At 69.4% G+C, this 17,324-nt stretch carries 14 protein-coding genes; 8 read left to right on the forward strand and 6 right to left on the reverse strand.

Annotated elements, in window-relative coordinates; genetic code table 11:
- Window positions 1–201 precede the first annotated feature (201 nt).
- From AB0I98_RS11765 to hutH, 3 genes are all read left to right on the forward strand, one after another.
- Window positions 202–1,002, forward strand: a complete 801-nt coding sequence (locus AB0I98_RS11765; RefSeq protein ID WP_362938946.1) for an enoyl-CoA hydratase-related protein — start codon at window positions 202–204, stop codon at window positions 1,000–1,002.
- Window positions 1,003–1,416: 414 nt separating this feature from the next.
- Window positions 1,417–2,559, forward strand: a complete 1,143-nt coding sequence (locus AB0I98_RS11770; protein WP_362938948.1) for a GGDEF domain-containing protein — start codon at window positions 1,417–1,419, stop codon at window positions 2,557–2,559.
- A gap of 95 nt (window positions 2,560–2,654) precedes the next feature.
- Window positions 2,655–4,193: a histidine ammonia-lyase gene (gene hutH, locus AB0I98_RS11775; RefSeq protein ID WP_362939507.1), complete on the forward strand. Its 1,539-nt coding sequence runs from the start codon at window positions 2,655–2,657 to the stop codon at window positions 4,191–4,193.
- 45 nt (window positions 4,194–4,238) lie between these two features.
- Here the strand turns inward: hutH and AB0I98_RS11780 are convergent, their stop codons facing one another.
- Together AB0I98_RS11780 and AB0I98_RS11785 are read right to left on the reverse strand one after the other, a co-directional pair.
- Window positions 4,239–5,024: a hypothetical protein gene (locus AB0I98_RS11780; protein ID WP_362938951.1), complete on the reverse strand. Its 786-nt coding sequence runs from the start codon at window positions 5,022–5,024 to the stop codon at window positions 4,239–4,241.
- 41 nt (window positions 5,025–5,065) lie between these two features.
- Window positions 5,066–5,350, reverse strand: a complete 285-nt coding sequence (locus AB0I98_RS11785) for an LPXTG cell wall anchor domain-containing protein (protein WP_362939510.1) — start codon at window positions 5,348–5,350, stop codon at window positions 5,066–5,068.
- 169 nt (window positions 5,351–5,519) lie between these two features.
- On the opposite strand from AB0I98_RS11785, the gene AB0I98_RS11790 reads away from it, so the two are divergent.
- Complete coding sequence (locus AB0I98_RS11790; protein ID WP_362938954.1) at window positions 5,520–5,840, forward strand: hypothetical protein; 321 nt, start codon at window positions 5,520–5,522, stop codon at window positions 5,838–5,840.
- Window positions 5,841–6,071: 231 nt separating this feature from the next.
- Window positions 6,072–7,319: an Ig-like domain-containing protein gene (locus AB0I98_RS11795; protein WP_362938957.1), complete on the forward strand. Its 1,248-nt coding sequence runs from the start codon at window positions 6,072–6,074 to the stop codon at window positions 7,317–7,319.
- Window positions 7,320–7,408: 89 nt separating this feature from the next.
- On the opposite strand, the gene AB0I98_RS11800 is transcribed toward AB0I98_RS11795, so the two are convergent.
- Window positions 7,409–10,702 (reverse strand): S8 family serine peptidase, encoded by a 3,294-nt coding sequence (locus AB0I98_RS11800; RefSeq protein ID WP_362938960.1) that lies wholly within the window; start codon window positions 10,700–10,702, stop codon window positions 7,409–7,411.
- Between the two features lie 225 nt (window positions 10,703–10,927).
- Here AB0I98_RS11800 and AB0I98_RS11805 point away from each other — a divergent pair, with 225 nt between their 5' ends.
- Window positions 10,928–11,677, forward strand: coding sequence for an SDR family oxidoreductase (locus AB0I98_RS11805; RefSeq protein ID WP_362938963.1), 750 nt, complete (start codon window positions 10,928–10,930; stop codon window positions 11,675–11,677).
- Between the two features lie 72 nt (window positions 11,678–11,749).
- Here the strand turns inward: AB0I98_RS11805 and AB0I98_RS11810 are convergent, their stop codons facing one another.
- Window positions 11,750–12,430: an ABC transporter ATP-binding protein gene (locus tag AB0I98_RS11810; protein ID WP_362938966.1), complete on the reverse strand. Its 681-nt coding sequence runs from the start codon at window positions 12,428–12,430 to the stop codon at window positions 11,750–11,752.
- A gap of 265 nt (window positions 12,431–12,695) precedes the next feature.
- Window positions 12,696–14,150 (reverse strand): ABC transporter permease, encoded by a 1,455-nt coding sequence (locus tag AB0I98_RS11815; protein ID WP_362938969.1) that lies wholly within the window; start codon window positions 14,148–14,150, stop codon window positions 12,696–12,698.
- Between the two features lie 161 nt (window positions 14,151–14,311).
- On the opposite strand from AB0I98_RS11815, the gene AB0I98_RS11820 reads away from it, so the two are divergent.
- Window positions 14,312–15,082, forward strand: a complete 771-nt coding sequence (locus AB0I98_RS11820; RefSeq protein WP_362938972.1) for an antibiotic biosynthesis monooxygenase — start codon at window positions 14,312–14,314, stop codon at window positions 15,080–15,082.
- Window positions 15,083–15,086: 4 nt separating this feature from the next.
- Here the strand turns inward: AB0I98_RS11820 and AB0I98_RS11825 are convergent, their stop codons facing one another.
- On the reverse strand, window positions 15,087–16,001 hold the full coding sequence (locus AB0I98_RS11825) for a helix-turn-helix transcriptional regulator (protein ID WP_362938975.1): 915 nt from the start codon (window positions 15,999–16,001) through the stop codon (window positions 15,087–15,089).
- Window positions 16,002–16,177: 176 nt separating this feature from the next.
- On the opposite strand from AB0I98_RS11825, the gene AB0I98_RS11830 reads away from it, so the two are divergent.
- Window positions 16,178–17,221, forward strand: a complete 1,044-nt coding sequence (locus AB0I98_RS11830; RefSeq protein WP_362938978.1) for an NAD(P)-dependent alcohol dehydrogenase — start codon at window positions 16,178–16,180, stop codon at window positions 17,219–17,221.
- Window positions 17,222–17,324 lie beyond the last annotated feature (103 nt).

Here is a 17,324-nt window from a genome sequence, read left to right on the forward strand (position 1 = left end):
GCGTGGCGCTGCGCACGTTATGCGCTGGTGTGGGCGGTCGGGTGGGAGTCGGGCGGGATGTCACTCGAAGGGGGAGTTCGGGGGCGTGCAGGGAACCGGCGTCGGCCTTTTCCCGGCCTTTCCCCGCCTTTTCCCGGCCCGGGATGGCTGCGATGATCGGGGCGCATGCTGTTGTTAACCCGCGTTAACCCGGAGGGTGTCATGAGCGAGGAACGGTTCGGGGAGTTCGTGCTGGTGCGGCGGCACGGGGAGGGGTATGTCGCCGAGCTGGCCCTCGACCGGCCCAAGGCCATGAACGCCGTGTCGACGGAGATGGCCCGCTCCATCGCGGCGGCGTGTACGGCGCTGGGGGGCGACAAGGGCGTACGGGTGGTCGTGCTGACGTCGACCCATGAGCGGGCGTTCTGTGTGGGGGCGGATCTGAAGGAGCGGAACTCCTTCACCGATGCCGAGCTGGTGCGGCAGCGGCCGGTGGCGCGGGGGGCGTACACCGGGGTGCTGGAGCTGCCGGTGCCGGTGATCGCGGCGGTGCATGGGTTTGCGCTGGGGGGTGGGTTCGAGCTGGCGCTCTCGTGCGACGTGATCGTGGCCGACCGGACGGCGGTGGTGGGGTTGCCGGAGGTGTCGGTGGGGGTGATTCCGGGGGGCGGGGGGACCCAGTTGCTGCCGCGGCGCGTGGGGGCGGCGCGGGCGGCCGAACTGATCTTCTCCGCGCGGCGGGTCGAGGCGGTTGAGGCGCGGGAGTTGGGGTTGGTCGATCAGCTGGTGGAGGCGGGGCGGGACCGGGAGGAGGCGCTGGAGTTGGCGTCCCGGATCGCGGCGAACTCTCCCGTTGGACTCCGGGCGGCCAAGCGAGCGCTGCGGGTGGGCTTCGGACTGGACCTGCGGGCCGGGCTGGAGGTCGAGGACTCGGCGTGGCGCGCGGTGGCGTTTTCCGGCGACCGGGCGGAGGGAGTAGCGGCGTTCAACGAGAAGCGCCGCCCTGAGTGGCCGGGAGAGTAACCCGCCCCCGCCGCCCCTACCCATCCCATCCCCAGGGGCTCCGCCCCTTCGACCCCGCCAGGGGGCTCCGCCCCCTGGACCCCCGCGGGGCTGCGCCCCTGCACCCCACCGGGGCTTCGCTTCCGGACCCCGGCAGGGCTGCGCCGCCGGACCCCCGCGGGGCTGCGCCCCTGCACCCCACCGGGGCTTCGCCTCCGGACCCCGGCAGGGCTGCGCCGCCGGATCCGTGCGGGGCTGTGCCCCTGGACCCCTGCGGGGGCTTCGTCCCTGCACCTCAGTGGAAGCTGCACCCCTGCACCCCACCGGGGCTGCGCCCCCAGGGGTCGTCACCCGCCACGCCCCGCAGGGACCCGGCGCCCACCTGTTCGCCGCAACAATGTCCCGGTTCGTCTATTTCCTCCCTAGCCTGGAGTGATGGGTGAGGACATCCGGCTCGCGGCGGTCGTGGCGTTGGCGCAGGGTATGGCGGCTGCGCATGGGTCGCGGGAGGCGTGGCGGGCGGCGGCTGGTGGGGCGTGTCGGGCCTTGGGGGGGAGTTTTGCGGCGCTGTCGGTGTGGGAGCGGGATCGGGGGCGGCTGAGGGTGCTGGTGAATGTGGGGGAGCGGGCCGCGGGGGAGGTGGAGTTTCCTGAGGATGAGGCTTATCCGGTGCATCAGTTCCCCGAGATCACCGAGTTCCTGCATGAGCGGTGGGCCGGGGGTGGTGAGCCAGATGCGTGGGTTGAGACCGCTGATGGGCCTACTACAGGGCGGCCCGGTTATGTCCATCAGCGCGTTGCCGCCCTGCGCCGCCGTGGCCGCGGCTGCTGTGTCGTCGCCCCGATCGTGCTGCACGGGCGGGCCTGGGGCGAGCTGTATGTCGCCCGGGCCGTCGGGGAGCCCGTGTTCGACCGGGCCGACGCCGACTTCGCCACCGTCCTCGCCGCCGTCGTCGCCGCCGGGATCGCCCAGGCCGAGCGGCTGGAGGAGGCGAGGAGGCTGGCGTACACCGACGCGCTCACCGGGCTCGCCAACCGCCGTGCCGTCGACGTACGTCTCGAAGAAGCCGTCGAGCGGCATCGCAGCCAAGGGGTTGTCGTCAGTCTGGTCGTCTGCGATCTCAATGGGCTCAAGCACGTCAATGACACACGCGGGCATGCCGTCGGCGATCGGCTGCTCGAGCGGTTCGGGTCGGTGTTGTCGTTGTGCGGGGCCATGCTGCCCGGCGCGCTTGCCGCCCGTCTCGGCGGTGACGAGTTCTGTCTGCTCGCGGTCGGGCCGCCCGCCGACGAGGTCGTCCGGGCCGCCGATGAGCTCTGCCGCCGGGCCGCCGAGTTGGAGCTGGGCGAGGGGGTCGCCTGCGGGGTCGCGTCGACGGGGGATCCGATCGGGCCCGTTCGCTCCGCCCGGCGGCTGTTCCGGCTCGCGGACGCCGCCCAGTACCGCGCCAAGGCCGTACGGGCCACCAAGCCGGTCGTCGCCGGACGCGAAGGGCCGGACGATCCCGTCGTACGGCTGGCCGACGAACCGTCCCGCGACACCGGTGCCGAGCGGCGCCGGTTCCGGGGGCGGCGCTGACGCCCGCGTGCCGGTGTGACCAAATCGGTAAGGGGTGAAACCTCCACCCACTCGTGACATCTTCGAATTCACTCACTACTCTCCTGAATATGGATATGCACACTGTGGTGGTGGGGACGTCCGGGGTGACCGCGTCCGACGTTCTCGCCGTGGCGCGCGACGGCGCCCGGGTCGAGCTCTCCGCGGAGGCCGTGGCCGCGCTCGCCGCGGCCCGCGAGATCGTGGAGGCGCTGGCCGCCAAGCCCGACCCCGTCTACGGCGTGAGCACCGGCTTCGGCGCCCTCGCGACCCGGCACATCAGCCAGGAGATGCGGGCCCAGCTGCAGCGCAACATCGTCCGCTCACACGCCGCCGGCATGGGCGAGAGGGTGGAGCGGGAGGTCGTACGAGGCCTGATGTTCCTGCGACTGAAGACGCTCTGCTCGGGGCACACCGGTGTCCGGCCCGAGGTCGCTCAGACCATGGCCGACCTGCTCAACGCCGGAATCACCCCGGTCGTGCACGAGTACGGCTCCCTCGGCTGCTCCGGCGACCTGGCCCCGCTGTCCCACTGCGCCCTTACGCTGATGGGCGAGGGCGAGGCGGAAGGCCCGGACGGGACCCTGAGGCCCGCCGCCGAGCTTCTCGCCGAGCACGGGATCCGGCCCGTCGAACTCCGTGAGAAGGAAGGCCTCGCCCTCCTCAACGGCACCGACGGCATGCTCGGCATGCTGGTGATGGCCCTCGCCGACCTCGACACCCTCTACAAGTCCGCCGACGTCACCGCCGCCCTCAGCCTCGAAGCCCTCCTCGGGACGGACAAGGTCCTCGCGCCCGAACTGCACGCCATCCGCCCGCACCCGGGCCAGAGCGCCTCCGCGGCCAACATGCTGGCCGTGCTGAAGGGTTCGGGCCTGACCGGGCATCACCAGGACGACGCACCCCGCGTCCAGGACGCGTATTCCGTGCGGTGCGCTCCGCAGGTCGCCGGCGCCGGACGCGACACCATGGCCCACGCCCGGCTGGTCGCCGAACGTGAACTCGCCTCCGCCGTCGACAATCCCGTCGTACTGCCCGACGGACGCGTCGAGTCCAACGGCAACTTCCATGGCGCGCCCGTGGGCTATGTCCTCGACTTCCTCGCCATCGCCGCCGCCGACCTCGCGTCGATCGCCGAGCGCCGTACCGACCGGCTGCTCGACAAGAACCGCAGCCACGGGCTGCCGCCCTTCCTCGCGGACGACCCGGGGGTGGACAGCGGGCTGATGATCGCTCAGTACACGCAGGCCGCGCTGGTGAGCGAGATGAAGCGGCTGGCCGTACCGGCGTCGGCCGACTCGATTCCGTCCTCCGCGATGCAGGAGGACCACGTCTCCATGGGCTGGTCGGCGGCTCGTAAGTTGCGTACGGCCGTCGACAATCTCACCCGGGTCGTCGCCATCGAGCTGTACGCCGCCACGCGCGCCGTCGAGTTGCGCGAGGGGCTGACCCCGGCGCCCGCGTCGCGGGCCGTCATCGAGGCCGCACGGGCGGCGGGTGTGGCGGGTCCCGGTCCGGACCGGTTCCTGGCGCCCGACCTCGCGGCGGCGGACGCGTTCGTGCGGGACGGGCGGCTGCTGGCGGCGGTGGAGGCCGTCACCGGGCCGCTCCAGTAGGACGGGTGAGGGGGCCCTGCCGTACGACCAGCAGGGCCCCGGCGGTCACTTGAGCTTGGCCGCCTGCGCGTCGACCACGGCCGACGGGACCTCGGCCGCCTTGCCGGTGCCCATCTGCGCGAAGTCCACCGTGTAGTACGTCGAGACGGTGCCGCCGTGGCGTACCACCTGGGTGTTGAAGGTGGCCGTGCCCTCGCCGTCCATGTCGGAGTCCACGGAGAACGCGACGGACTCGTCGCCGCCCGTGGGGGCCTGCTGGGAAGAGACCTTGGTGATCTTCTGGGTCTCGCCCTGGGCGGTGATGGTGAACCCGCCGGAGCAGGCCGCGATGCCGTCGGAGACGGCCTTGACCGCCTGCGCGGCGCCGTCGCCCTCGTACAAGGAGAGGCCCACGAAGGTCATGTTGACCGAGAAGGCGTTCTCGATGTCGGCCTCGGTGAGGTCCTCGGCGGGCTTGGAGGCGGCGTCCGACGACGGGTCCGCGGTGACCGTGTTGCTCGCGCTCGCGTCCGTGTCGCCCGGCGCGAGGCCGGCCATGGCCCAGGCGAGCGGCGCGCATGCGGCCTTGTCGGTCTTCACGACGCTCTTGGACTTCGGCAGGGTGTCGTCGCCGGCGGCGACCTTGTAGCCCTTGATCTCGCCCTCGGCGAGCAGCAGCTTCTCCAACTCGCCCGCGCTGCGCGCCTTGGCGGCCTGCGTCGGCGCGGCCGACTCGGAGCCGAGCGACTTGGAGCCGCCCGACTCCTCGGTGGAACAACCGGTGACAAGGGCGAGCGACAGCGTGCTCACGGCGACCGCGGCGGCTGTGCGCGCGCCCGATGATCTCTTCATGGGCGGACTATGCGGCCCAAGTCAAAGACGCGTCAAGTGGGTTAAAAACCCAGTCGCTCCCGCCGTACCGAATACACCACGAACCCGGCACCGAGGGCGAGGAAGAACGTCCCGCCGACGACATACGGCGTGGTGTCGAAGCTTCCGGTGTCGGCGAGTTGCGTGCCGTCGGAGGAAGCCTCCGTGGTGACCCGCGCCTGTGTGGTGACCTGCGACGTCGGGGTCGCCGAAGGCTCCGTTCTGGCCGGGCTTTCCATCGTCGCGTTGGCGGACGGGACGAACCACAGGGCACCCAGCAGGGTGCCCGCGGCAGCGGCGGTCAGCAACGGACGGCGAGCGGATGACACGGAATATCGATCCCCTTGTGGCGCTGGCGAATTGGCCGTGTGAGGCGATGTTAGTGAACAGCGCGGGTCACGGGAAAGTCACGGGAGCTGTGGGTCGTACGCTCCGGGCATGAGCACTCCAGAGACATCACGTTTTGTACGGCTTCGCGTGGAGCTGGTGATCGAGGTCGACGATGCCGGCGGCCTCACGAAAGCGGCACTTCAGCGCATCGCGGCTGACGCTGATATGCCGCAGGACGAACGGGTACACGCACAGAGCGCTGTGACGGAAGACACGGCGGAGGCCCTCGCGTATCTCGTGGACCCGTTCGACCTGGTCAGCGAGGTGCCGGGAATCGAGCTCCAGCAGGCCTCCTGGAGCAGTGAGCAGATCGAATACGACCCGGAGTCGCCCGAGTGGGACCTCGACGAGGATGATGGCGAGGACGGCGACGGCGACGAGGAAGACGCCGAGAAGGCGGTCGGCTGACGCTGCTTGGGAAATTGATGGCCCTGGGCGGCAACCGCCGTCCGGGGTTTCGTCGTCTCAGGGGGCGCACTGACCGACATGGACACCACCCGCCCCGCGGACGTGGTGTGCCCCACACATCCGACGGATGTGGAACGGGAGGAACCGGTCTGAGCGTTGAGGTTTCTTGCGGATGTTTGTTAACGGGGACACTCGGGGTTTGGGGATTCGGCAGCGATGGAGAAGCGTGTGATGACGGACAGTAAGCGGCGCAGGGGCCTGATGGCCGCGTCCGCACTGCTCGGTGGTGTCCTGGTGCTCTCGGCCTGTTCCGGCGGCGGCGACGACGCCTCCGGCGGGGGCAACGACACCTCGCAGGCGAAGGTCGACGAGGCGGCGGCCAAGAAGACCTCCGAGGCCCAGATCAAGATCACGCCGAAGGACGGCTCGGACAACGCCTCCATCAACAAGGGCACCGCCGTCACCGTGAGCAAGGGCACGCTCACCGAGGTGAAGATGACCACGGAGGACGGCACCGCGGTCGAGGGCGAGATATCCGCCGACAAGACCAGCTGGAAGCCCAGCGTCCAGCTGGAGCGGTCCACCACCTACAAGGTGACGGCTGAGGCCAAGGACTCCGAAGGCCGCGTCGCCCACGAGAACGCCTCGTTCTCCACGGTCTCCCCGGACAACAGCTTCCTCGGCTACTTCACGCCGGAGGACGGCTCCACGGTCGGTGTGGGCATGCCGGTGTCGATCAACTTCGACAAGGCGATCACCAACAAGGCGGACGTCCAGAAGGGCGTCACCGTCACCTCCAGCAGCGGCCAGGAAGTCGTCTGCCACTGGTTCAACGAGACCCGCATGGACTGCCGGCCGGACGAGTACTGGAAGGGCGGCTCGACCGTCACGCTGAAGCTCGCGCTCGACGGCGTCGAGGGCTCCGAGGGTGTCTACGGCGTCCAGCAGAAGACGGTCACCTTCAAGATCGGCCGCAACCAGGTCTCCTACGTCGACGCCAACTCCAAGCAGATGAAGGTCACGCAGGACGGCAAGACGATCAAGACGATCCCGATCTCCGCCGGTTCGCCCGAGAACAAGACGTACGAAGGCGTCATGGTGATGTCCGAGAAGTTCAAGGAGACGCGCATGAACGGCGCGACCGTGGGCTTCACCGACGACGACGGCAAGGGCGAGTACGACATCAAGGACGTCCCCCACGCCATCCGCCTGTCGACCTCCGGCACCTTCATCCACGGCAACTACTGGGGCGACGACTCGGTCTTCGGCAACAGCAACACCAGCCACGGCTGCGTCGGCCTGAACGACACCAAGGGCGCCAACGACAAGGGCACGGCGGGCTACTGGTTCTACAACAACTCGATCGTCGGCGACGTCGTCGTCGTCCAGAACACCGGCGACAAGACCATCGCCCCGGACAACGGCCTGAACGGCTGGAACATGGACTGGGCACAGTGGAAGGCGGGCTCGGCGCTCTGACGCCGGTCCTCACCTGACACAAAGGAAGCGGCCTGTCCGGGACTCGAGGTCCCGGACAGGCCGCTCACTTGTGCCGTGCTACTCGCGTGCTACTTGGCGTAGTACGCGTTGTAGATCGAGATCGTCGACTTGTTGTTCTTCTTGTCGGTGATCTTGGCGTGGAAAGAGATGGCCTTCCCCTTCGCCGGGTTCTTCACGGTGATCTTGCCGCCCGAGACGGTGACCTTCTTCCAGGTCTGGCCGTAGTCGTACGACACGTACACCGTCAGGGACTTGAGGTTGCTGCCCTTGGCCGCGCCCTGGACGGTGACCGGGATCTTGACCGTCTTGTCGGCCTCGACGCGGCTGTCCGGGCCCGTGGCCGCGCTGAAGCGGACCGAGGACGCCGGGAGCTTGGCGAGGTCGCCGGACGGCTTCTTGGAGCGGAAGGTCCAGCTCGCGTCGATCCGCGTGGACGCGGCCGCGACCTTGACGCTCCGCTTGACCGACGTCGTCAGCTTGTACTCGGCGTCGCCGGACGGGACCTTGAACGCCTTGTTGCCGAACAGCGGGTCGTCAATGGTGCCGACCTTGGTGCCGTTGCGGTAGAGCGAGGTGTTCACCGAGGTGAACAGCGACGAGCCCGCGTGTCCCACACTGTCCGCGAACAGCGGCAGGTACCCGTAGATCTGGTTGCCCTCGCGGAACAGCCCGAACTGGGAGTTCAGATGCGGGCCGAAGACCGCCCGGTTGAAGGTCTTCTTGTAGGTCTTGCCACCCTCGAACTTCAGGAAGTTGCCGAGCGTGTAGGACGCCTCCAGGATCGGGAAGCCGTCCGGGTCCGTGCCGCCGTACTGCTCGACGTCGTACGTCCACTCGATCTTGTCGGACGTCGACAGGTACAGCGTCCGTGTGCCGGGCAGCTTCTGCTCGACCGGGCTGCCGAGGACGACGTCCTCGGGGAAGGCGCCGACCGTGAGGATGCCGCCGGTCTTTCCGGCGGTGGCGGCGCCGATGTCGTTCTTCACCTTGGCGAGTTCGCCCGCCTTGAAGTGGCGGACCTTGTCGCCCTGGATCTTCTTTACCTTGGCGGTGGTGGCGACGTCGTACTCGGTGTCGTCGCCCTTGGTCCACTGGCCGTTCCAGGTCTGCGTGAGACCGTTGGTCTCCCCGCCGAGCGGCGCCATGCGCACGTTGGCGAAGGTGTCGAGGCCGACGCCGATGCCGATGCCCGCCGGGTCGTAGAAGTAGCCGATCATGCCGAAGGTCTGCTTCGCCGCGGCGTCCGGCACCGTGATGTCGGCCGCCTTGGTCTTACGGGCGTCGATCGTCACCGAGGTGTTCTTGGTGACGGTCAGCCTCGGCTGGACCAGCCAGTCGATGCCGCCCTCGAAGGTCGCGAAGTCCTCGGCGATCCAGGCGTCCAGCAGGTAAGTGCCCTTGGCCACGCGCATCGTGGTCGTGCCGGACGCGGCTGCCGGGACCGAGTAGACGCGGTTCTCGCCCAGGCCCGAGTAGCCGAGCAGCACGGTGTTGTACTCGGACGGCTGCCCGTCCTTGCCGATGTGCTTGACCGTGAGGTCGTACGACTCGACCTCACGCTGCACCGCCGCCGCCGTACGGACGCTCTGGCCGCCGCCCGTGGCCGTCACGTACGCCGAGTACGCACCGTCGACGGTGCCGCCCAGCTTGGTGTTGACGGTCATGTCGACGCTTGCCTTGCCGCCCGCCGGGACGGTCACCGTGGTGGCGCCCAGCTTGAAGAAGCCGGCCGGAGCGGCCTGCCCCTTCGGGTTGGTCCCCGTGGAGGTCAGCTTGAGCGTGACGTCCGTCGTACCGAGGTTGCGGTACGTCAGCTTCTTGGTGACCGGGGTGTCGTCGGTGTGCGGCCACTGCTGCGTACCGAAGCTCACCGACACCGGGTCGGCGATCACGGTCTGCTTGATGGCCTTGTCGACCTGGATGCGGCCCGAACCCTGCTGGAACGGCGTGTACTTGCCGCCCTTGGTGGAACCGGTCAGCGCGCCCTTGATCTCGGTGTAGGTCCACTCCGGGTGCTGCTGCTTCAGGATCGCCGCCGCGCCCGCGACATGCGGGGTCGCCATCGACGTACCGGAGATGGTCAGGTAGCCGGCCGGGTTCTCGCCGACTTCCTGCTCGATGATGCTGCCCTTGGCCGAGGCGGCCGTGGTGTCCACGCCCGGCGCGGTGACGTCCGGCTTGATGGCGCCGTCACCGATGCGCGGGCCGGTGCTGGAGAACGGGGCGAGGACATCCTTGTCATCGACGGCGCCGACGGTGAGGGCGGCGTCCGCGGAGCCGGGCGAACCGACCGACTCCGGGCCGGAGTTGCCCGCAGCGATGGCGAAGAGCGTGCCCGTCTCGGCGGAGATCTTGTTGACCGCCGCCTCCAGCGGGTCGATCTCCGGGGTGTCGCCGCCGCCCAGGCTCATGTTGATGACGTCGGCGCCCTGTGCGGCCGCCCACTCCATGCCGGCGAGGATGCCGGAGTCGTCACCGAAGCCGGTGTCGTCGAGGACCTTGCCGTTGAGGATCTTGGCGCCCGGAGCGACGCCCTTGTACTTGCCGCCCGACTTGGCGCCGGTGCCCGCCGCGATGGACGCGACGTGCGTGCCGTGGCCGTAGCGGTCGTGTGCGTCGGCGGCCGTGGTGAAGTTCTTGGACTCCACGACCTGGTTCTTCAGGTCGACGTGGGTGGCGTCCACGCCGGTGTCCAGGACGGCGATCTTGACGCCCTTGCCGTCGTAGCCGGCCGCCCATGCCTTGGGGGCGCCGATCTGCGGCACGGACTTGTCGAGGCTGGCCTTGCGGACCCCGTCGAGCCAGATGTGCGCGATGCCGGAGGCCGTCTTGTCGCCGTTGGTGACGGCGTCCCACAGCTCCGGCATGTCCTTCTGCGACGTCTGTACGGCGTCCGCGTTCAGGGTGGTGAGGGTCCTGCGGAGCGTGCCCGCGTCCCGGACGTCGGACTTGGCGGCGGTGGCGGCGCCCTTGTAGCCGACGATGACCTTCAGGCCGTTCTTCTGGGACGAACGGGTCGCGGTCTTGTTCAGCTCGGTGATGTCGAACAGCCGCTGGTCGAGCTTGCCGTCGGCGACCAGACGGGCCGCGTCGGCGGGTATGACGAGCGTGTGCCCGTCGGATTCACGGACCTGCACGGGTATGTGCTTGCGCCCCTCCGCCCGCTCCAGGCCCACGACTTGGCCCTTGGCGTCCACGGCGATCCGGTCACCCGTGATGAGGGTGATGCGGTGGGGCGCGGCGAGCTTCGCGGAGCCGGTGGCCCCGCTCTGCTCCGGTTCCGCCGACGCCGGGCTGGTCATGCCCGCGGCGAGGGCGACGGCGGCCGCTGTGGCGACGGCGGCCGCGCCTGCTCTTTTCACTTGTCTGCGCAAATTTCCCCCTGCCTGAGGTACCGGGTGAATTCCCCTTCACCCGGCGGGGGGTCATCTCGTACGCATGTGCGCGCTCCCCCCGGATGACGCAGTATGCCGGTGAGTGATCAGGCCCTCAATAGAGATCTCAAGAGGTCCCAATAGTTGTGTCGAATTCCGGCCGCCTGTCTCGACGTACCCGAGGAAGGACGTACCCAGGGAAGGGAGCGGGACATGCTGCTGGAGAACAAGGTGGCCGTGCTGTACGGGGCCGGGGGGCCGATCGGAGGCGCGGTGGCGCGCGCCTTCGCCCGCGAGGGCGCGCGGGTCCATCTCGCCGGACGCACCGCGAAGAAGCTCGACGAACTGGCCTACGAGATCCGTGCGGAGAACGGTGTGGCGGAGCCGGCCGTCGTCGACGCGCTCGACGAGCGGGCGGTGGACACGTACGCCGACGGCGTCGCCGCGCGTGAGGGGCGGATCGACATCTCGTTCAACGTCATCGGCTACGGCGACGTACAGCAGCCGCTGACCGAGATCACCGTCAGCGACTTCCTCCAGCCGATCACCAACGCGATGCGCAGCCAGTTCCTCACCACCAGGGCCGCGGCACGCCATATGACCCGGCGCGGGTCGGGCGTGATCCTCGCCTTCGGCGGCGGCGGTCCGCAGACCTTGCCCGGACTGGGCGGCTTCAAGATCGCCCTCGACGCACTCGAAGGGCTGCGGAGGCAGTGGGCCGTCGAACTCGGCCCGCACGGCATTCGCGTCGTGACCCTCAAGACGGGCGGCGTGCCGGAGACGCTGCCCGCGGGGTTCGACGGCGCCGAGGAGATCGTCGCCTCCATCGAGCGGGAGACGCTGCTCGGGCGTGCGGCGACGCTGAGGGACGTCGGGGACGTGGCGGCGTTCGTGGCCTCGGACAAGGCACGGACGCTGACGTCGACGGACGTGAACATCTCGTGCGGGGCGATGGTGGATTGAGGGCGCTGACGCAGTGAGCGGACCGCCGGGTCCCCCTCCGGGAAACGGCGGTCACACTCAGCCGTCGGGGCCCTAGAGCGCGTTCTCCTTGATCGTGATGCGGCCCTTCTTGATGGTGGCCAGGCGGGGGGCCTTCTTCGCGATCGCGGAGTCGTGGGTGACCATGATGAAGGTGAGCCCGAGGTCCTTCCACATGGATTCGAGTACGTCCATGATCTCGTCGCGCATCGACTCGTCGAGGTTGCCGGTGGGTTCGTCGGCGAGCAGCACCTTCGGTTGCTTCACCAGCGCGCGGGCGATCGCCACGCGTTGCTGCTGGCCGCCGGACATCTCGCCGGGCAGATGCGTGAGGCGTTCGCCGAGGCCGACGGAGTTCAGCGCGTCCGCCGCGCGGTCGCGCCGCTCGGCCGCCTTCACGCCGAGGGGGACGAGGGCGGTCTCGACGTTCTCCTGTGCGGTGAGGGTGGGGATCAGGTTGAACGCCTGGAAGACGAAGCCGATGTTTTCGCTGCGGACCTTTGTGAGGCGGGTTTCGGGGAGTTTGGCCAAGTCGGTGCCGTCCAGGACGACTTCACCTGCGGTGGGCCGGTCGAGGGCGCCGAGCATCTGGAGGAGGGTGGACTTGCCGCCGCCGGTGGGGCCCTGGATGACGAGGCGGTCGCCGTCGGGGATGGTGAGGTCCACGGCGTCGAGGGCGTTGATGGACTCCTTGCCGCGGGTGTAGCGCTTGGTGACGCCTCTGAGTTCGTACATGGGGTGGCTCCTGGGTGGGGTGGGGTTCGGGGGTGGTTCGAGTTGTGGTCGGCTGCGGGTGGGCGGGGGCTGGTCGCGCAGTTCCCCGCGCCCCTTAGGGGTTGCAGTCCCGTTGGCCGGTTTGGTCCGCCCGCTCAGCTGCGGGCACCGTCCCGCCCAAGCTGCGGGCATGCGTGCCGCCTGGGGCGGCACGGGTGGGCGCAGGCGGCGCCCCGTCAGCGCCGGGCTGCGCGACCCACCCCGCCTCAGCCACAGCCGGCGTCAGCTACTCGACGCGGCGCAGTGCGTCCGCCGGGCGGAGCCTGGACGCTCGCCAGCCGCCGAACGCTCCCGCGATCAGGCCGCCCGTCACGGCTAGGGCAACGGCGAGGGCGACGGTCGTAAGACTGACGGGTGCGGTCAGTGCGACGTCGAGTGTCGTGGACGATGTCTGCCGCGCGGGGCCGCCGCCCATACCGCCGCCGCCACCGCCGCCCATACCGCCGCCGCCACCGCCGCCCAACTGCGCCTGCAACGTAGGGCTGATGGCCGTCACCACATACGCCCCCGCCAAACCCAGCGCGATCCCCAGCGCACCGCCCAGCAGCCCGTTGACCATCGCCTCGCCGACGACCTGCCGGGTCACCCGCCCCGACTTCCACCCCAGCGCCTTGAGCGTGCCGAACTCCCGCACGCGCCGGGACACGGCCGACGATGTGAGCAGCCCGGCGACCAGGAACGCGGCCACCAGCACCGCGATCGACAGCCACTTGCCGACGCTGGCCGCGAGGTCCGACGCGGTGGACAGGGAGCCGGACACCGTGTCCGCGAGGTCCGCGGAGGTCGTCACCGTCGTACCGGAGATGTTCTTCTGGATCTCGGACTTGACGGCGTCGATCTGCTGGGAGTCGGTGGCCTGGACGTAGATCGTGGTGACCTTGTTCTTGGAGTCGCTGAGGGTCTGGGCCTGCTTCAGCGGGATGTAGAGGTTGGCCGCCGCGTCGCCGCTGTCGGCCGTGGCGATGCCGATGACCTTGAACTTGGTGCCCTTGATGGTGACCGTGGAGCCGACCTTCAGCGACTTCTCCTTGGCGTAGGCGGAGTCGGCGATGACGACCTTCGCGTTGGTCTCCGACGCCGTGAATGTACGACCGCTGGTGATTTTCGAGGAGGTCAGCGGACCGAGCGCCGGCTCGGTGACGTCCGTGCCGTAGACCGAGTAGCTGTCGACGTCGAAGTCGGCGCCGCCGCCGCGCACTTCGCCGCCCGGCGGCTGGCTGCCGCCGCCGCCGCCACCGCCGCCACCACCGCCGTCGCCCTGCTGGAACTGACCGGGGGTGAAGTTGCCGTTCACCTTGAGGACCTGGAGGCTGAGGCCGCCGACCGCGTCGGCGACACCGTCCTGGTCGGCGACCTTGGCGATGGTGGAGTCGGCCAGGGTCTCGAAGCCCTGCACCATGACGCGGTCGCTGCTCTGCTCCTCCTCGCCGTCCTGTGCGTCGAACCGGAAACGAGGCGCCTGTTGTGCACCATCCGATGATGCCGGGGCCGCCTTGGTGACGGTCATGTCCGTGCCGAGCCCGTACAGCGACTCGAGGACCTTGTCCTGCGCCTTCCCCATGCCGGACGACACGGAGTTGACCACGATGACCAGCGCGATACCCAGCGCGAGGCCGGAGGCGACGACGAGGGCCGCCTTTCTGCGGCGGCGCAGCTCGCGCCTCAGGTAGGTGAAGAACATGTGCCGCAAGCTAGGTACGCACCGTGATGAAGGGATAAGCCCGGGATAAGAGATGCATGAGAAGGCTGTACGTAGCCCAGGAACCAACTTTCGCTGAGCGCTGAGCCGACGCCCTGCCGGAGGAGCGGCGTCCGCTGTACCGCCGTGCTTGTGTGGGTTCCATGAGCGCACACAGCGTCGAATACATCCGGTACCGCATCCCCGAGCAGCAGTCGGCGGAGTTCCTCGCCGCCTACACCCGAGCCGCGGCCCAGCTGGCGGCGGCCCCGCAGTGCGTCGACTACGAACTCGCGCGCTGCGAGGAGGACTTCGAGCACTTCGTCCTGCGCATCACCTGGACCTCGACCGAGGACCATCTGGAAGGCTTCCGGAAGTCGGAGCTGTTCGCCGACTTCCTCGCCGAGATCCGCCCGTACATCGGCAGCATCGAGGAGATGCGCCATTACAAGCCGACGACGGTACGCGGCACGGGCGCGTCCGTCCCCACGCTGTACGCCTGGGCGGGCGGCACGGAGGCCTTCGCCCGGCTGACCGAGGTCTTCTACGACAAGGTCCTCAAGGACGACCTCCTCGCCCCGGTCTTCGCCGGTCTCGCGCCGGAGCACGCCGAGCACGTCGCCCTCTGGCTCGGCGAGGTCTTCGGCGGCCCGCCCGCCTACTCCGAGACCCAGGGCGGCCACGGCCACATGGTCGCCAAGCACTTCGGCCGGAACATCACCGAGCCGCAGCGCCGCCGCTGGGTGAACCTCATCCAGGACGCCGCGGACGAGGCGGGCCTGCCGACGGACGCCGAGTTCCGCTCGGCGTTCCTGGCGTATGTGGAGTGGGGGACGCGGCTGGCCGTGTACTTCTCCGGCCCGGACGCCAAGCCGCCCGCGGAACAGCCGGTGCCGAGGTGGACCTGGGGAGCGGCGCCGCCGTATCAGGGGTGAGCGGTCAGCCGGTCGCCGGCCGGCCCGTACCGGCCTTCGTCGCGTCGGCTCCCCAGCTGGCCAGCAGCCGCAGCGCCTCCGCCGACGGTGAACCCGGCTCCGCGTGGTACGTGATCAGGGTCTGCTCCGTGCCGTCGATGAGGCGGAACGACTCGAAGTTCAAGGTCAGCTCGCCGACCAGGGGATGCCGCAGGCGCTTGACGCCGTAGCTCTTCTCCTTGACGTCATGGGTGGCCCACAGCCGCCGGAACTCCTCGCTCTTGACGGAGAGTTCGCCGACCAGCGCGGACAGACGCGGGTCGTCCGGGTGGCAGCCCGCGTCCATGCGCAGATAGGCGACCATGTCGAACGCCTTCTGGTCCCACTCCACGAACAGATCGCGGTACTCCGGCCGCAGGAACACCAGCCGCGCCCAGTTCCGCTCCTGCGCCGGCAGCTCCGCCCAGTCGCCGAAGACCGCCGCCGCCATCCGGTTCCAGGCGAGGATGTCCGAACGCCGGCCCGTGATGTACGCGGGCACCCCGTCGATCGAGTCCAGCAGCTGCGCCAGCGCGGGCCGCACCTGCTCCGTCCGCGCGGCCTGCTTCTTCTTGTTCTGCTTGGGCTTCGCCAGGTGGGTCAGATGCGCATGCTCGGCGTCGCTCAGCCGCAGCGCCCGCGAGATCGCGTCCAATACCTCCGCCGACACGTTCCGCCCGTTGCCCTGCTCCAGGCGCGTGTAGTACGCCACGGACACCCCGGCCAGCTGCGCCAGCTCCTCGCGGCGCAGCCCCGGCACCCGGCGGTGCCGCCCGAAGTCCGGCAGCCCGACGTCCTCCGGCTTCAGCCGGGCACGCCGGGTGCGCAGAAACTCACTGAGCTCGGCGCGCTGGTCCAGGGCCCCCCGGGTCTCGGGCACGGGTTCGGGCTGTTCGTCCATGCCTCAAGTATTCACGGTCGTACGCACCGGAGCCTGACCCCAGCAGTAGTAGGACCAGTGAACGTACACAGAACGGTGGCCTGGGTGAATGTCGCCGCGTTCGGCACGCTGGACGACGTGCCCGGTCAGAACGAAGAAGGCAGCCGGGCACGCTATCCCCCTAGGAGAACCCCGGCATGACCACTGTTGCTGCATACGCCGCACCCGGCGCCAAGGCTCCGCTCGAGCGCACCACGATCGAGCGGCGCGCGGTCCGCGAATTCGATGTGCTGATCGACATCAAGTTCGCCGGAATCTGCCACTCGGACATCCACCAGGCGCGCGAGGGCTGGGGCGAGGCCATCTTCCCGATGGTGCCCGGCCACGAGATCGCCGGAGTCGTCTCCGAGGTGGGCCCCGGTGTCACCAAGTTCGCCGTCGGGGACCGCGTCGGCGTCGGCTGCATGGTCGACTCCTGCCGCGAGTGCGACAACTGCAAGGCCGGCCTGGAGCAGTACTGCACCGGGGGCGGCATGATCGGCACGTACAACGCCGTCGACAAGGACGGCGAGCCCACCTACGGCGGCTACTCCCAGCAGATCGTCGTGGACGAGAACTACGTCGTCCGCATCCCCGAGGGCCTGTCCCTCGACGAGGCCGCGCCGCTCCTCTGCGCCGGCATCACCACGTACTCCCCGCTCAAGCACTGGAACGCCGGCCCCGGCAAGAAGGTCGCGATCCTCGGCATGGGCGGCCTCGGCCACATGGGCGTCAAGATCGCGCACGCGCTCGGCGCCGAGGTGACGGTGCTGTCGCAGTCCCTGCGCAAGAAGGACGACGGCCTCAAGCTGGGCGCCGACCACTACTACGCCACCAGCGACCCGAAGACCTTCGAGGACCTCCAGGGCACCTTCGACCTGATCCTCTCCACGGTCTCGGCGCCGCTGAACCTGGACCAGTTCCTGTCCCTCCTCAAGACGGACGGCGCCTTCGTGAACGTGGGCGCCCCCGAGGAGCCCGTCGCGCTCAACCTGTTCTCGGTGATCATGGGCCGCAAGACCCTCGCCGGCTCCGGCATCGGCGGCATCCAGGAGACCCAGGAGATGCTGGACTTCTGCGCCGAGCACGGCTTCGGCGCCGAGATCGAGCTGATCGACGCGGACCAGATCAACGACGCGTACGAGCGGGTGCTGGCGAGCGACGTCCGGTACCGGTTCGTGATCGACACGGCGACGATCTGACGTCCGTCCGACGACTGAGGGCCCCGGAGCCGCACGGCTCCGGGGCCCTTGACGCACTCAGCCTTACCGCGAGTGACCTCGGAGTATGTTGATGGGTGCAGGT

The organism is Streptomyces sp. NPDC050211, assembly GCF_040656035.1.
Lineage (GTDB): Bacteria > Actinomycetota > Actinomycetes > Streptomycetales > Streptomycetaceae > Streptomyces.

Excerpts from the sequence above, each read along its gene's own strand:
- AB0I98_RS11805 (WP_362938963.1), top strand. The coding sequence starts at position 10,928 with ATGCTGCTGGAGAACAAGGTGGCCGTGCTGTACGGGGCCGGGGGGCCG.
- AB0I98_RS11770 (WP_362938948.1), top strand. The coding sequence starts at position 1,417 with ATGGGTGAGGACATCCGGCTCGCGGCGGTCGTGGCGTTGGCGCAGGGT.
- AB0I98_RS11815 (WP_362938969.1), bottom strand. The coding sequence starts at position 14,150 with ATGTTCTTCACCTACCTGAGGCGCGAGCTGCGCCGCCGCAGAAAGGCG.
- AB0I98_RS11765 (WP_362938946.1), top strand. The coding sequence starts at position 202 with ATGAGCGAGGAACGGTTCGGGGAGTTCGTGCTGGTGCGGCGGCACGGG.
- AB0I98_RS11795 (WP_362938957.1), top strand. The coding sequence starts at position 6,072 with ATGACGGACAGTAAGCGGCGCAGGGGCCTGATGGCCGCGTCCGCACTG.
- AB0I98_RS11825 (WP_362938975.1), bottom strand. The coding sequence starts at position 16,001 with ATGGACGAACAGCCCGAACCCGTGCCCGAGACCCGGGGGGCCCTGGAC.
- AB0I98_RS11830 (WP_362938978.1), top strand. The coding sequence starts at position 16,178 with ATGACCACTGTTGCTGCATACGCCGCACCCGGCGCCAAGGCTCCGCTC.
- hutH (WP_362939507.1), top strand. The coding sequence starts at position 2,655 with ATGCACACTGTGGTGGTGGGGACGTCCGGGGTGACCGCGTCCGACGTT.
- AB0I98_RS11820 (WP_362938972.1), top strand. The coding sequence starts at position 14,312 with ATGAGCGCACACAGCGTCGAATACATCCGGTACCGCATCCCCGAGCAG.
- AB0I98_RS11810 (WP_362938966.1), bottom strand. The coding sequence starts at position 12,430 with ATGTACGAACTCAGAGGCGTCACCAAGCGCTACACCCGCGGCAAGGAG.
- AB0I98_RS11780 (WP_362938951.1), bottom strand. The coding sequence starts at position 5,024 with ATGAAGAGATCATCGGGCGCGCGCACAGCCGCCGCGGTCGCCGTGAGC.